This window comes from Glacieibacterium frigidum, from assembly GCF_007097155.1.
In the GTDB taxonomy this organism is placed as follows: Bacteria; Pseudomonadota; Alphaproteobacteria; order Sphingomonadales; family Sphingomonadaceae; genus Glacieibacterium; species Glacieibacterium frigidum.
The window spans coordinates 407,948-421,817 of record NZ_VJWA01000001.1 but is presented as its reverse complement, the minus strand read 5'-3'; the positions used below and the strand labels follow the sequence as shown (position 1 = coordinate 421,817).

Genomic DNA, 13,870 nt, shown 5'->3' with positions numbered 1-13,870 from the left:
CCCCTGGCCGCGGCGACAGTGGCGGGCCACCCCGTGAAGTCAACAGGGATGCGCGAGTGACGATTCGCGCCTGTTCCGCGCGGCCAAGCGGGATTAGGGTCTTGGGCATGACCGACCTGACCCTCGACGAGATCCGCCCCATCGTCGTCGCCGCGATGCCGCCGCACGTCGCCTTCGACGGCTGGGGCCGCGAGGCGCGCGACCGGGCCGCGGCCGAGACGGGCATCGACCCCGACCTTGCAGCGCTCGCGCTGCCCGACGCCGCGACGATGGTCGACGCGTGGACCGCGCACGCCGACGCGCGGCTGATCGAAGCGCTGGGCGACATGGGCGGCCTCAAGATCCGCGAGCGCATCCGGCTTGCCGTCGCGACCCGCCTGACGCAGGCGAGCGGCGAGCGCGAGGCGGTGCGGCGCGCGTTGAGCATTCTGGCGATGCACCCGCGCCTCGGCACGCGCACCCTGTGGCGCACCGCCGACACGATGTGGCGCGCGGCGGGCGACACCGCGACCGACTATAATCACTATACCAAGCGCGCCATCCTTGGTGCGGTCTATTCGGCGACTTTGCTCGTCTGGCTCGACGACGAGAGCGAGGGGTTCGCCGACACGCACGCTTTCCTCGACCGGCGTATCGACGGCATCATGCGCTTCGAAAAGGCCAAGGCGCGCCTGACTGGCATCAGCCTGCCGAGCCCGGCGCGCTTCCTCGGGCGGCTGCGCTACCCCGCGATCTGATGGCGGCTCCGCGCCCGAAGGACGCCGCGACGCTGCTGATCGTGCGCCGCGACGGGCCGGGGCCGCGCGTCCTGATGGGGCGCCGCCACGGCGGCCACGCCTTCATGCCCGACAAATGGGTCTTTCCGGGCGGGCGCATCCACCCTTCCGACTTTCGCGTGCCCGCCGCGACCGAGCTGCGCCCCGACGTCGCCGCTGCACTGGCGCGCGGCTGTTCGCCCGAGCGCGGCCGTGCCATCGCAATGGCGGCGATCCGCGAAACCTTCGAGGAGACCGGTCTGCGCCTCGCTCGCCCCGGTTCGAGCTCCAGCCGCGGCGAATGGCGCGACTTTCTCAGCGGCGGCCTGCCCGACCTCGGCGCGCTCGATTACGTCGCGCGCGCGATCACCCCGCCGGCGCGCACCCGCCGCTTCGACGCGCGCTTCTTCGTCGCCGACGCGAGTGCGCTGATGGAGCTCGAGCCCGGCGCCGGGTCGGGTGAGTTGGGCGAGCTGGCGTGGTTCGACTGGGAGGCGGCAGCGGCGCTCGACCTGCCGGCGATCACGCGTGCGATCCTCGCCGAGGTCGCGCTGCGCGAAGCCGACCCGGCGCGGCCGATACCCTACCACCGCTTCGAACGCGGCGCGCATCGGCTGCTGGAGGCGTGAAGTAAGGATTGCTCACATGAAGGCACAAAGGCACGAAGAAGAAGACCGGGAAGTAAAGCCAGACCGCCTCTTCGCCTTCGCGCCTTCGCTTCTTCGCGCCTTCGCGCCTTCGCGCCTTCGCGCCTTCGCGTGAAACCTCTTTCCCGCCCGATCCAAGCTTACCGCTTGTGGCTGGAGCGGGACATAGAATGTCACACGAAGGCACGAAGGCGCGAAGGCGCGAAGAAAAAAAGAAGTTCTTCGTTCCTTCTTCGTGCCTTCGTGCCTTCGTGTGAGCAATTCTTACTGCGGCTCCTCGGGCGGCGCCCCGGGCTCGGGCGGGTCGCCGGACACGCCCTCGACCACGTCGCTCACCGCATCGCCGACCGCGTCGACGACCTCGCCCGCGACTTCGCCACCGAGCAGTTCGCCAATCTCGTCCAGGGTCGTGCGCGGCGGGGGCGCGTTGGGGCGGAGCACGCCTTCGCGGGTCAGTGCAGCGGTCATGAACCGCTTCCACAGCCGCGCCGGCACGGTGCCGCCGACGACGCTCGATCCCATCGGCGAATTGTCGTCGTTGCCAACCCACACGCCGACCACCAGGTCGCCCGCGAAGCCGACGAACAGCGCGTCGCGGTGGTTCTGCGTCGTGCCGGTCTTGCCGTACGTCGGGATCGGCAGCGTCGCATCCTTGCCGGTGCCCCGCGCCACCGCCGAGTTGAGCAGCTGGAGCATCGGCTCGCGCTCGGGCCACGGCCGCAGCGCCGACACCGCGCCACGGATCTGACCGACCAGCCCGGGACCCTGGGTATTCGCCAAGCCGTACGCCTTGATCGGATAGCGCCCCGCCGCGAGCGCCGCATAGGCCGCGGTCAGCTCGACCAGCGGCACGCCCGACGTCCCGAGCGCCAGCGCCTCGTAGTTCGACAGCGGCGGCGTGATGCCCAGCCGGCGCGCCTCGGCGCGCACCGCCGAGACGCCGACCTGCTGCGTCAGGCGGACCGCCGCGACGTTGCTCGACGCCGCGAAGGCGGTCGCCAGGCTGATCGGCCCGCGATACTTGTTCTCGTCGTTTTTCGGTGCCCAGTCGCCGATGACCAGCGGCTCATCCTCGACGATCGTCGAGGTCGTGGCACCGGCCCGCAGCGCCGCGAGATAGACGAACAGCTTGAACGAGCTGCCCGGCTGGCGCAGCGCCTGCGCCGCGCGATTGAAGCTCGATTCGTTGTAATCGGTGCCGCCGACCATCGCGACGACGCGCCCGTCGGGCCGCATCGCGACCAGCGCCGCCTGCGTGACGTTGAGCCCCTTGTACCCCGCCAGCGTGTCCCTGACCGCCTTCTCGGCGAGCTTCTGCATCTCGGGGTCGAGCGTCGTAGCCACCGTGATGTCGCCGTACTGCGCGGTGTCGACCCCGGCGCGCGCCTGCGGCAGCACCCAGTCGGCGAAGTACGACCCCGTCGGCACGGCTTCGCGGCCGGGCGTGTAGCGCGCCAAGCCGACATTGCGTGCCTGCTCGGCGGTCAGCGCGCCGAAATCGACCATTGCCTGCAGCACGACCTTCTCGCGCTCCTGCGCGCGGCGCAGGTGGCGCGACGGCGCGAGGCTCGACGGCGCCTTGACCAGCCCCGCCAGCATCGCCGCCTGGCCCACCGTCAGCTCGGACGGCGACCGGTCGAAATAGGTGCGCGCGGCGGCGCGGATGCCGTAAGCGCCCTCGCCGAAATAGACGCTCGACAAATAGCGCGACAGGATCTCGTCCTTGGTCAGCCGGCTTTCGAGGTAGAAGGCGATGATCACCTCCTGAAGCTTGCGCTTCAGGCTGCGCTCCGAACTGAGGAAGCTGGTCTTCGCCAGCTGCTGCGTCAGCGTCGATCCGCCCTGCTGGACGCCGCCTGCCTTTGCATTGGTGAACAGCGCGCGCGCGATGCCCTGCGGGTCGATGCCCCAATGTGAATAGAAGCGCCGGTCCTCGATCGCGAGGAGGGCGGCGGGCACGTACTTCGGCAGCTCGGCGATGCTGACCGGCGCCTCCTTGTAGTTACCGCGCCGCGCGATCGGCTCGCCCTCGACGTCGAGCAGGACGAGGCTGGGCTCGGTCAGCGGCTCGAGCGCGCGGCCCAGCGGCGCGGTATAGATCAGCCAGCCGAGCAGCAGCGCGAACGCCACCACGAACGCCAGCAGCATCTTTCCCCAGTGGCGCGCCAGGAAACTGCGGCGCGGCGGCTCGAATTCATCGTCCGGGGACCAGGGGATCGTCAGGTCGTCGTCGTCGACCGGATCCTCGCGGGAGCGCCGGAGGAAGCTCACGCGCGTTCCCGCGTCGCGGTGAACTTCAGCGCGGTCTCACGCTGCGCGGTGTAGTTGAGCTCCCACTGGTCGCGCGCCATGAACACCGGCGCCCCGTCGCGGTCCTCGGCGATCGCCGGGCGGTGCTGCTCGATGAAGGTCTGCAGCTTCTTGGGGTCCTCCGCCGACAGCCAGCGCGCCGTGTCGAACGGCGACGGCTCGATGCCGGCATCGACCTTGTACTCGGCTTCGAGCCGGCTGATCAGCACCTCGAGCTGCAGCTGCCCGACAACGCCGACGATCCATTGCGCGCCGATCAGCGGGCGGAACAGCTGGGTCACCCCCTCCTCCGCCATGTCGGTCAGCGCGGTGCGCAGCTGCTTCGACTTGGTAGGGTCGCCGAGCCGCACGCGGCGCAGGATCTCGGGCGCGAAATTGGGGATGCCGGTGAAGGTCACCGCCTCGCCTTCGACGAGTGAGTCGCCTACCCGCAGCACGCCGTGGTTGGGGATGCCGATGATGTCGCCTGGGTACGCCTCGTCGGCGATCTCGCGGTCCTGTGCGAAGAAGAAGATCGGCGAGTTGATCGCGATCGCCTTACCGGTCGACACCTGCTTCAGCTTCATGCCGCGCCGGAACTTGCCCGAGCAGATGCGCATGAAGGCGATGCGGTCGCGGTGCTGCGGGTTCATGTTGGCCTGCACCTTGAAGATGAAGCCCGTCACGTCGGCGCGGTCGGGGGTCACCGCGGCGGGAATCGCCGGCTGGGTGCGCGGCGGCGGCGCGTATTGCGCGAGCGCGTCGATCAGGTCGGCGACGCCGAAATCCTTGAGCGCCGAGCCGAACACCACCGGGGTCAGCGCGCCCGCGCGGTACAGGTCGGGGTCGAGCGTTGCATAGCCGCCGAGCGCCAGTTCGGCCTGCTCGCGCAGCAGCTCGGCACCCTCGTCGCCGACGAGGCCCGTGAGGCGCTCGTCGTCGATGCCCGACAGCTGTTCGGTCCGTCCGGCAGCACGCGTGTCGGTGCCGTCAGGCAGCAGCAGCGTGTGCTTCCTGAGGTCGTAGAGCCCGCGGAACTGCCCGCCCTGCCCGACCGGCCAGTTGAGCGGCGCGACGTCGAGCGCCAGCACGTCGGCGATCTCGTCGAGCAGCGCGAACGGGTCGCGCCCCTCGCGGTCGACCTTGTTGATGAAGGTGATGATCGGCACGTCGCGCAGGCGGCAGACCTCGAACAGCTTGCGCGTCTGCGCCTCGATACCGCGCGCCGCGTCGATCACCATGACCGCCGAGTCGACCGCGGTCAGCGTGCGGTAGGTATCCTCGCTGAAATCTTCGTGCCCCGGCGTGTCGAGCAGATTGTAGGTTACGCCGCCGCGCTCGAAGGTCATCACCGACGAGGTGACGCTGATCCCGCGCTGCTGCTCGATCTTCATCCAGTCCGAGCGCGCACGCCGGTTCTGGCCGCGCGCCTTGACCTCGCCCGCCAGATGGATCGCGCCGCCGAACAGCAACAGCTTCTCGGTCAGCGTCGTCTTGCCGGCGTCGGGGTGCGAGATGATCGCGAATGTGCGGCGCGCATTGGGCGCGGGACTAGCCATGCGGCGCTATGTGGCGGGATTGCCGGGCGCGGGCAAGACGGGCGGCGGCGAAACAGCCCGTAGGTGCGCTGGAACCCCGCACCGCCGGGCCGGTTTGCGATCTTTCGGGGGCGAAGGACTGCCGATGAAGCCTCTCGTCATAAAGTTCGACCTGCTGCGCGGCGCCGCCTGATGCTGTTCTTTTCGAGCGGCCTCGGCTGCGGCCTGTCGCTGCTGATCTCGGTCGTCGCGACGGTCATCCTGGCGATGGTGTTCGGCTGGCTCTGACAGTTTCGTAGGTGCGTCGCGTAACGGCGGGAACGCCGCATTCGCCCGGCCCGTTGGGCGCGCACTCTCAATCCTTACAGGAGCTTGACTATGAGCAAGACCCGCTACCGCGTCGAAGACAATACTCCAGCCGCCATGGCCAGGCGCAAGGCCAAGGCGGTCCTCCCCGTCGCCCTGCTCGGCCTCGGCGTCTATGCACTTTGGCAGAAGCGCGACGAGGTCGGCGGCTGGATCGAGCAGCTCAAGTCGAAGCTCGACGGCCTCAACGGCGGACAGGCTGCTCCCGTCGAAGTCATCCCCGACGATTACGACTACAGCCGCCCGAGCGTGTTCAATTCGACCGCGATGGCCGGTCCGCAGGGCACCACCGCCGGCTCCGCTATCGACGGTGGCACGATGGGCACCGACCTCGGCACCCAGGGCGAAGGCGCGGTCTGAGATTCGGCGGCGCGGGCCTTCTGGCCCGCGCCGCCACACTCTAGCGCTGCTCCAGGCGAACCTCGCTGCCTTCGAGTTGAGTGTCGATGCTCGTGTTGGCAGCGGCACGCGCGGCCTCGACGCGGTCAGCGATTTGCTTCGAATGCGCCTGATAGGCCTCGTGCCGGCCTACCAAGGCCTCGCGCAGCGCTTCGCGCTCCTCAGGCGACACGGCGGCACGCGGCAGCGCGACACTTTCCGCCGTGATGCCGCGATACATGCACATGTTCATCCTGGTCACGAAGCGGCCCGCGGCGACGCTGTTGTCGGCGGTGCGGCGACCGGCGTCGAGCCGCTCGCGGGTGATCGCGGTCACCAGCCCGGCCTGGCGCCGGACCTCGTCGAGCATGCGGGCCAGTTCGCTTGCCGTGGTTTCGACGAACGTCCCGCCGCCGGCATCGGCGACGGCCTTCAACTGAGCGCGGTCGGCGGCGCCGAGGTCGAAGCCGATCACGTTGACGATCGCCTTGACCGCGCCGGCGTGCAACGCCGACGCCGCCGCGACCGGATCGCCGCCGCACGTCTCGATGCCGTCGGAGACGACGTAGACGACCTGGTCGCCGGGCTGTTCGCTCGTGGTGAAGGACTTGCCCGCGGTGGTGATCGCCGCCGCCAGCGGCGTCCAGCCCGCAGGCCGGAAGCCCTGCATTGCCGCGTCGATCCGGGCGCGGTCGGCGGTCCCGAGCGGATAGAGCGTCTCGACCGCGGCGCAGCTCGCCGCCTTGCCGTCGGGGCGGTTGGTACCGCGATGGCCGAAGGCAACGAGGCCAATCTGCGTCCCCGTCGGAACGCCGTTCAGGAAGCCCGCGGCGGCCCGCTTGGCGGCATCGAGCTTCGCGACTCCGCCGACCTTCGCCGCCATCGAGCCCGAAGAGTCGATCGCGACGACCAGACGATTGACCGGCACCGCGCGAGCCGGCGTCCCGGGCGCTACTGCCGTCGCGCCGGGCCCTCGCATGTCGGGCGCGCCATTGAAACAGGCGTCGAGGTCGGAGCCGTGGGCCTTCAGGAAACCGGCGAGCTGACTGCCGGCCTTGCCGGCCGGGGCTGAAGTGGCCGCCTCATCCGGCTTGTCGGTGCAAGCCGAGACGCCGGCGGCCAACAGCAAAGCGATACGCAACTTCAACACGCCTCCCGAACGAACGCCGTTCGGGAAGGTTCAATTCGCCGCTGCGCGCGCCGCCAGCCAGCGTTCCAGCCACTTGATCGAATACTCGCCCGCCTGGAATTCGGGGTCCTCGATCAGCGCCTGATGGAGCGGGATCGTCGTCTTGGGTCCGTGGATGACATATTCCTCCAGCGCGCGGCGCAAGCGGGCAATGGCATCGTCACGCGTCGCGCCGAAGACGATCAGCTTCGAAATCAGCGAGTCGTAGTACGGCGGGATGCGGTACCCGTCGTACAGCGCGCTATCGACGCGGACGTGCAGCCCGCCGGGTGCGTGGTAATCGGTCACCCGGCCCGGCGACGGTGCGAAGGTCGCGGGGTCCTCGGCGTTGATCCGGCACTCGATGGCATGGCCGTCGAAGCGGATCTGTTCCTGCGTTACCGACAGCGGCAGGCCGGCGGCGATGCGGATCTGCTCGCGCACCAGGTCGATGCCGGTGATCGCCTCGGTCACCGGATGCTCGACCTGCAGGCGGGTGTTCATCTCGATGAAGTAGAATTTCCCGTCCTCGTACAGGAACTCCATCGTGCCGGCGCCGCGGTATTCGAGCTTCGCCACCGCGCGCCGCACGACCTCGCCCATCGCCGCACGCTCGGCGGGGCTGAGCGCGGGGGACGGTGCCTCCTCGAGCATCTTCTGGTGGCGCCGCTGCAGCGAGCAGTCGCGCTCGCCGAGATGGATCGCGCCGCCCTTGCCGTCGCCGAACACCTGGAATTCGATGTGGCGCGGCTCGCTCAGATATTTCTCGATATAGACGGTGTCGTCGCCGAACGCCGCCTTGGCCTCCGACTTCGCCGCCGCGATCAGCGCCGCAGCACTCTCGCCGTCGGGGATGACCTTCATGCCGCGCCCGCCGCCGCCCGACGCCGCCTTGACCAGCACCGGGTAGCCGATACGGTCGGCGACCGCGACCGCTTCTTCCGTGGTCTCGACGGGGCCGTCGCTGCCCGGCACCAGTGGCAAGCCGAGGATCGCGGCGGTGCGCTTCGCCTCGATCTTGTCGCCCATGCGCCGGATATGGTCGGGCGTCGGCCCGATCCAGACGATGTTGTGCTCCTCGACGATCTCCGCAAAGCGCGCATTCTCGCTCAGGAAACCATAGCCCGGGTGGATCGCGTCGGCCTGCGTCAGCTCGGCCGCCGAGATGATGTTGGGGACGTTGAGGTAGCTATCGGTCGCCGACGGCGGCCCGATGCAGATCGCCTCGTCGGCCATGCGGACGTGCATCGCATCGGCGTCGGCGGTCGAGTGGACCGCCACCGTCTTGATGCCGAGTTCGCGGCATGCGCGATGGACCCGCAGCGCGATCTCGCCGCGGTTGGCGATCAGGATCTTGTTGAACATTATTCGATGATCACCAGGGGTTCGTCGTATTCGACGGGCTGTTCGTTGACGATGCAGATGCGCACCACGGTGCCGGCGCGCGGCGCGACGATCGGGTTCATCACCTTCATCGCCTCTACGATCAGCAGCGTGTCGCCCTCCTTGACCGTCTTGCCGACGGCGACGAACGGCGGGCTCGTCGGGTCAGGCGTCAGATAGGCGGTGCCGACGATCGGCGAGCGGACGAGGCCGGGATGGGCCTTCCAGTCCTCGGTGGCGGGTGCCGCAGCCGCAGCGGCGGGCGCGCTCGCGGCGGCGGGGGCAGCGGCGGCGGATGCGGGCGCGAAGCCCTGCACGGCGGCGGCCTTGCGCGCGACGCGGATCTTGCGGTCGCCGTCCGAAACCTCGATCTCGGTCAGCTTGGTCGCGTCGAGCAGTTCGGCGAGCTCGCGCACCAGCGCGGTGTCGACCTGCATCGTTGTCGGTTCAGTCATTTTGCCCCTGACTAGTTTGCCTGCGGTTCAGTGCCGCAATGCTGCCGCCGCGTCCAGCGCGAGTGAATAGCCCAACGCCCCGAACCCCGCGATGGTCCCCCTGGCGACCGGCGCGATGTGGCTGAGATGCCGAAAACTTTCGCGCGCATGCGGGTTCGACAGATGCACCTCGATCACCGGCGTCGCGATGCCCTTGACCGCGTCGCGCAGCGCCACCGAGGTGTGGGTCAGCCCGCCCGCATTGAGGATCACCGCCACGGCGCCCCGGCTGGCGGCCTCGTGCAGCCAGTCGATCAGGTGCCCCTCGTGGTTCGACTGGCGCAGGTCAATGGTCAGGCCCAGCCCCGCGGCGCGGTCCTCGAGCTGTGCCGCGATGTCGTCGAGCGTGTCGGCGCCATAGACCTCGGGCTCGCGCGTCCCCAGCAGGTTGAGGTTAGGCCCATTGAGGACGTAGACAAGGGTGCTGGCGTCGGTCACGACCTTGCTTATATGGGTCGAACCCCCCGCCGTCATCCCCAGGCCCCATGACCCTCCACATCACCATCAACGGCGACCCGCGCACGCTCGCGCCCGCGACGACGATCGCCGCGCTGCTGCGCGACCTCGGCCTCGACGCCGCCAAGGTTGCGGTCGAGCGCAACCTGAGCATCGCGCCGCGCTCGGCCTTCGGCGAGACGCAGCTGACCGACGGCGACAAGCTCGAGATCGTGCACTTCGTCGGCGGCGGGCAGGACGACGACGGCTGGACCGTCGCCGGGCGGCACTTCACGTCGCGGCTGATCGTCGGCACCGGCAAGTACAAGGACTTTGCGCAGAACGCCGCGGCGCTCGAGGCGTCGGGAGCGGAGATCGTCACCGTCGCGGTGCGGCGGGTCAACGTCATGGACCGCGGCCAGCCGATGCTGACCGATTTCATCGACCCCAAGAAGTACACCTATCTGCCGAACACCGCAGGCTGCTTCACCGGCGACGACGCGGTGCGGACGCTGCGCCTGGCGCGCGAGGCGGGCGGCTGGAACCTCGTAAAGCTCGAGGTGCTGGGCGAGGCGCGTACCCTCTACCCCGACATGGCCGAAACGCTGAAGGCGACCGACACGCTGGTCCGCGAAGGCTTCGACGTCATGGTCTATTGCGCCGACGACCCCATCGCCGCGAAGCGGCTGGAAGACCTGGGCGCCTGCGCGATCATGCCGCTCGGTTCGCTGATCGGCTCGGGGCTGGGGATCCAGAACCCGGTGACGATCCGCATGATCGTCGAGGGTGCCAAGGTCCCCGTGCTCGTCGACGCCGGCGTCGGCACCGCGTCGGACGCGGCCGCCGCGATGGAGCTCGGCTGCGCGGGCGTGCTGATGAACACCGCGATCGCCGAGGCGAAAGACCCCATCCTGATGGCGCGGTCGATGCGCCTCGCGGTCGAGAGCGGGCGGCTCGCCTACCGCGCCGGCCGCATGGCGCGCCGCCGCTACGCCGACCCGTCGAGCCCGCTGGCCGGGCTGATCTAGGCGGCCGCAGCGGTGCGGCGCGGCATCCGGGCAGTGCTCGTCGCCCTCGGGCTCGCGGCGTGCAGTCCGGGCTTCGACGCGCCGCGCTGGGCCGCCGAGCGGGGCAACGCCACCGGGGTTAATGCGCGGCTCGACATGGTCGCGTCGCTCGGCTCCGTGGGCGTTGCGGTCGGGACGTCGCGACCGCGCGTGCGGGCGGCACTCGGCCTCCCCGACGGCGAGGGGCCGCGCGAGGACATCTACTACCTCGGCCGCAACGACATGGCCCCCGACTACCTGGTGCTCGCGATCGGCTACACCGCAGGGGGCCGTGTCGCGGTCCTCAGGACGCGCGAGCTGTGACCTGCCGCCGCGCTGCGGTCGGCGCTATTTGTGCGCGCCTTCGCGGTTCTTGCTGACCCGCGTCTCCGGGTCGGCGCGGATACGCGTCCGCCACTTCGAACCCGGCAGGGTGTCGACCTCGTTGCCGCTGATCAGCGAGTCGCGCGCCTTGTACAGCGCGATGCCCTGCGGATAGCTGCTGCGCACCAGATTGCCGGTCACCGTGATCCGGTCGTAGCCGCCGTCGTTGGGGTTGAAGCCGGTGAACCCCTGCATCGCGCCGATCGCCTTGCTGTCCTTGATGACGATGTCCGACGTCGGCGGCTTGCCCTTGATGCTCCACAGCTGGACGCAATCGGGGTGGTCGGGCTCGACCGGCGCGAAGTCGCTGCATTCGATGCGGTCGACGGTGATCTTGTGCGACGCCGCGATATTGATGCCGTCGGACCGCATCAGCTTGAAGCGCGATTGCGACACCCCGCCACCGGTCGAGTCGAGAAACTGGACGCCGGTGTGGAGGTACTGGAAAGTCGCGCCGCTGACGCTGACGTTGGTGCTCTCGCGAACCATCAGCCCGCGGCCGCTGCGCTCGGTGCCGGCGAAGATACTGTCCTGGAAATCGATGTTCTGCGACTTCATGACGAGCACGGCGGGCTGCCACAGCGGCCCGCTCGGCAGCGGGCGCAGCACCCCGCCGACCAGCTTGATGCCGTCGCTGCTGTAGATCTTGACCGTCGTCACGTCGGCCTCGCGCGCGTCGATCGTCACCGCCGGCGACCAGCGCTTGTTCTGCACGACCAGGTCGGAATATTTTCCGGGCGCGAGGCGCACGACATCGCCCCCGCGCGCGGCGGCGAGATCGCGGTTGAGTGTCGCCGGGGTCGCCGTGACCAGCGCCGCCGCTATTCCGATCATGATCACGAGAGTGCCTCCAGGACCTGGGAATAAAGATCGCGCTTGAACGGAACGATCAGCGCGTCGAGCTGGTCGCGGTCGGCCCATTGCCAGGCGCGGAATTCGGCGTGTTCGGTATCGATGCGCACGTCGGCGTCGGTGCCCAGAAAGCGCATCGCGAACCATTTCTGGCGCTGGCCGCAATAGCGCCCCTTCCACACCGTGCCGATCAGGTCGGCCGGCAGGTCGTAGTAGAGCCAGTCGTCGGTTTCCTGCAGCACCTCGACGAGGGCCGCGGGCACGCCGGTCTCCTCGGTCAGCTCGCGCAGCGCCGCCTCGCGCGGGGTTTCGCCCGCGTCGATCCCGCCCTGCGGCATCTGCCACGCCTCCAGCGTCGAATCGAGGCGCTGGCCAACGAACACTTTCCCAGCCTCGTTGAGCAGCATGATGCCGACCCCGGCGCGGTACGGCAGGCCGGAAGTGTGAATGCGGTCGGTCATTTGCGATCCATACAGGCTTTGTCGCCGGTCTTGCAGGTCAGAAACGGCTTCAGCCGCGCGATTGCTGCCGCCGCCCCTGCTTCGAGACCCTTCGACGCCGGCCCGCGGGCGGCGTATTGCACTGTCCAGCTGTCTTCTTCGTCGCGGAAGAAGGCGATGACGCCGCGCTCGCTACCCGCCTCGCCCTCGGTGCCGCAGCCGATGACCAGCGTGCGGTAAGGCAGGCCCGGCTGCGCCGTCGCACCGAGGTCGCGGTAGCGCCAATCGGGACACGACCGCGCGTCGTACAGGACGCTGGCCAGCATGGCATCGTCGACTCGCGCCGCGCCGGCACCACGCGTGCCGGTAACGGTGATCAATCGCGTCCACGCCTGTACCGTCTCGCCGTCAGGGACATATTCGATGATGAAGCGGCCGATGCTCTGCGCGCGGAAACCGGCAACGAACGGCCGTGGCAGGTCGAAGCCGACGGTCCGAGTCCAGACCTGCTGCACGGTCTTGGCGCTGTCGGTCTTCTGCGTCTTCCAGATCTCGCGCATCATCTGCGCTATCGGCTGAACGTCGAGCTCGCCGGGCTCCGCCGCCGCGGCAGGGAGCGCAACCAGCAGCGCCAGCAGCGCCAGCCCTGACTTCACTCGGCGGCCTGCGCCAGCGGCGGGGCCTGTGCGGCGACCGCCTCGTCGACGAGCAGGCGCAGGTCGGCGAGGCAGCCGTGCAGGTCGGCGTCGGTGCTCGGCACCGCGCCGCGAATGTTCATGCAGCCGTGGATCTGGCCCGCCGCCTCGCGGAAGATCGTCCGCACCCCCGCCTCGATCAGGCGCGCGGCATAGGCGCGGCCCTGGTCGCGCAGCGGATCGAGGCCGCAGGTGAACACCATCGCGGGCGGCAGGCCGGCGAGCGGCTGCAGGATCGGCGAGGCATAGGCGTGCGCGAACTGGCTGGCGTCGCCCATATAATGCTGGGTGAACCACATCATGCCGGCGCGGCTGAGGAGATAGCCTTCGGCGAACTCGTCCATCGAGCCGCCCTTGGCGCCCATGTCGACGCCCGGATAGATCAGCCACTGCGCGAGGATCGGCACCGGCAACTCGGCGTGGAGCTGCTGCGTGATCACCGCCGCGAGGTTACCGCCCGCGCTGTCGCCCGCGGGCACGAGGCCGGTCACGGCATGGCCGATCTCGGCCGGCGATCCCGCCACCCAGCGCGTCGCGGCGAGGCAGTCCTCAGTCGCGGCGGGAAAGGGATGCTCGGGCGCGAGGCGATAGTCGATGCTGACCACCGTCATGCCGAGCACGCGCGCGACCTCGGCACACAGCGGGTCGTGCGTCTCGAGGTCGCCGATCACCCAGCCGCCGCCGTGGTAGAACACCAGCACCAGGCCCGGCGCAGTGCCGCCTTTTGCACTGTACAGGCGCGCCGGGATGGCGTGGCCGTGCGGGCTGGGGATGGTGAAGTCCTCGACGCGCGCCAGCTCGCCGCGCTTGGCGTCGGTCAGCTGGCCCATCATCCGCATCATCTGGCGGCCCGTCGCGGGATCGGACTCGTGCATCTGCGGGCCGGGCTGGCTGTTCAGCATGCCGAGCAGTGCGGCGACGTCGGGACGGACATAGGTCATGTGGCGTTCTCCCCAGAACTTGATTGGGGAGAGCATAGGCCCGGGCGGGCGGGGGTGCA

At 69.4% G+C, this 13,870-nt stretch carries 15 protein-coding genes; 5 read left to right on the top strand and 10 right to left on the bottom strand.

Going from position 1 to position 13,870, the window contains the following annotated elements; all coding sequences use genetic code 11:
* The first annotated feature begins 107 nt into the window (after window positions 1-107).
* Together FMM06_RS02005 and FMM06_RS02000 are read left to right on the top strand one after the other, a co-directional pair.
* The gene (locus FMM06_RS02005) at window positions 108-737 is read left to right on the top strand and encodes a COQ9 family protein (RefSeq protein ID WP_143554552.1); all 630 of its coding nucleotides are present in this window, start codon (window positions 108-110) and stop codon (window positions 735-737) included.
* Window positions 737-1,384, top strand: a complete 648-nt coding sequence (locus tag FMM06_RS02000) for an NUDIX hydrolase (RefSeq protein WP_143554551.1) — start codon at window positions 737-739, stop codon at window positions 1,382-1,384. The genes FMM06_RS02005 and FMM06_RS02000 overlap by 1 nt, the downstream gene beginning before the upstream one ends.
* Before the next feature lie 282 nt (window positions 1,385-1,666).
* On the opposite strand, the gene FMM06_RS01995 is transcribed toward FMM06_RS02000, so the two are convergent.
* Both FMM06_RS01995 and FMM06_RS01990 read right to left on the bottom strand, forming a co-directional pair.
* A complete protein-coding gene (locus tag FMM06_RS01995; protein ID WP_143554550.1) occupies window positions 1,667-3,673 on the bottom strand; it encodes a transglycosylase domain-containing protein in 2,007 nt (668 codons plus the stop codon).
* Window positions 3,670-5,250, bottom strand: coding sequence for a peptide chain release factor 3 (locus FMM06_RS01990; protein ID WP_143554549.1), 1,581 nt, complete (start codon window positions 5,248-5,250; stop codon window positions 3,670-3,672). The genes FMM06_RS01995 and FMM06_RS01990 overlap by 4 nt, the downstream gene beginning before the upstream one ends.
* A 357-nt stretch (window positions 5,251-5,607) precedes the next feature.
* Between FMM06_RS01990 and FMM06_RS01980 the strand changes: the two genes are divergently transcribed.
* Window positions 5,608-5,955, top strand: coding sequence for a hypothetical protein (locus tag FMM06_RS01980; protein WP_143554547.1), 348 nt, complete (start codon window positions 5,608-5,610; stop codon window positions 5,953-5,955).
* Between the two features lie 40 nt (window positions 5,956-5,995).
* On the opposite strand, the gene FMM06_RS01975 is transcribed toward FMM06_RS01980, so the two are convergent.
* The 4 genes from FMM06_RS01975 to aroQ are packed head-to-tail and all read right to left on the bottom strand — an operon-like array spanning window position 5,996 to window position 9,492.
* The gene (locus tag FMM06_RS01975) at window positions 5,996-7,120 is read right to left on the bottom strand and encodes a vWA domain-containing protein (RefSeq protein ID WP_143554546.1); all 1,125 of its coding nucleotides are present in this window, start codon (window positions 7,118-7,120) and stop codon (window positions 5,996-5,998) included.
* 33 nt (window positions 7,121-7,153) lie between these two features.
* Window positions 7,154-8,506, bottom strand: a complete 1,353-nt coding sequence (gene accC, locus FMM06_RS01970; RefSeq protein WP_407925180.1) for an acetyl-CoA carboxylase biotin carboxylase subunit — start codon at window positions 8,504-8,506, stop codon at window positions 7,154-7,156.
* Window positions 8,506-8,979 carry an acetyl-CoA carboxylase biotin carboxyl carrier protein gene (gene accB, locus FMM06_RS01965; protein ID WP_143554544.1) on the bottom strand — a complete coding sequence of 158 codons (474 nt, stop codon included), beginning with the start codon at window positions 8,977-8,979 and terminating at the stop codon, window positions 8,506-8,508. Before accB ends, accC begins: the two co-directional genes overlap by 1 nt.
* 27 nt (window positions 8,980-9,006) lie before the next feature.
* A complete protein-coding gene (gene aroQ / locus FMM06_RS01960) occupies window positions 9,007-9,492 on the bottom strand; it encodes a type II 3-dehydroquinate dehydratase (protein WP_143554543.1) in 486 nt (161 codons plus the stop codon).
* A gap of 11 nt (window positions 9,493-9,503) precedes the next feature.
* On the opposite strand from aroQ, the gene thiS reads away from it, so the two are divergent.
* Together thiS and FMM06_RS01950 are read left to right on the top strand one after the other, a co-directional pair.
* Window positions 9,504-10,481: a sulfur carrier protein ThiS gene (thiS, locus tag FMM06_RS01955; protein WP_143554542.1), complete on the top strand. Its 978-nt coding sequence runs from the start codon at window positions 9,504-9,506 to the stop codon at window positions 10,479-10,481.
* 33 nt (window positions 10,482-10,514) lie between these two features.
* Window positions 10,515-10,823 (top strand): hypothetical protein, encoded by a 309-nt coding sequence (locus FMM06_RS01950; RefSeq protein ID WP_143554541.1) that lies wholly within the window; start codon window positions 10,515-10,517, stop codon window positions 10,821-10,823.
* A 24-nt stretch (window positions 10,824-10,847) separates the two neighbouring features.
* Here the strand turns inward: FMM06_RS01950 and FMM06_RS01945 are convergent, their stop codons facing one another.
* From FMM06_RS01945 to FMM06_RS01930, 4 genes are read right to left on the bottom strand one after another with little or no spacing between them, the layout of a single operon-like run.
* A complete protein-coding gene (locus FMM06_RS01945; protein ID WP_185965001.1) occupies window positions 10,848-11,717 on the bottom strand; it encodes a right-handed parallel beta-helix repeat-containing protein in 870 nt (289 codons plus the stop codon).
* A gap of 2 nt (window positions 11,718-11,719) precedes the next feature.
* The gene (locus FMM06_RS01940; protein WP_143554539.1) at window positions 11,720-12,196 is read right to left on the bottom strand and encodes an RNA pyrophosphohydrolase; all 477 of its coding nucleotides are present in this window, start codon (window positions 12,194-12,196) and stop codon (window positions 11,720-11,722) included.
* Window positions 12,193-12,831, bottom strand: coding sequence for a hypothetical protein (locus FMM06_RS01935; RefSeq protein ID WP_143554538.1), 639 nt, complete (start codon window positions 12,829-12,831; stop codon window positions 12,193-12,195). The genes FMM06_RS01940 and FMM06_RS01935 overlap by 4 nt, the downstream gene beginning before the upstream one ends.
* Window positions 12,828-13,811: an alpha/beta hydrolase gene (locus FMM06_RS01930; protein ID WP_143554537.1), complete on the bottom strand. Its 984-nt coding sequence runs from the start codon at window positions 13,809-13,811 to the stop codon at window positions 12,828-12,830. The genes FMM06_RS01935 and FMM06_RS01930 overlap by 4 nt, the downstream gene beginning before the upstream one ends.
* Between the last annotated feature and the right edge of the window lie 59 nt (window positions 13,812-13,870).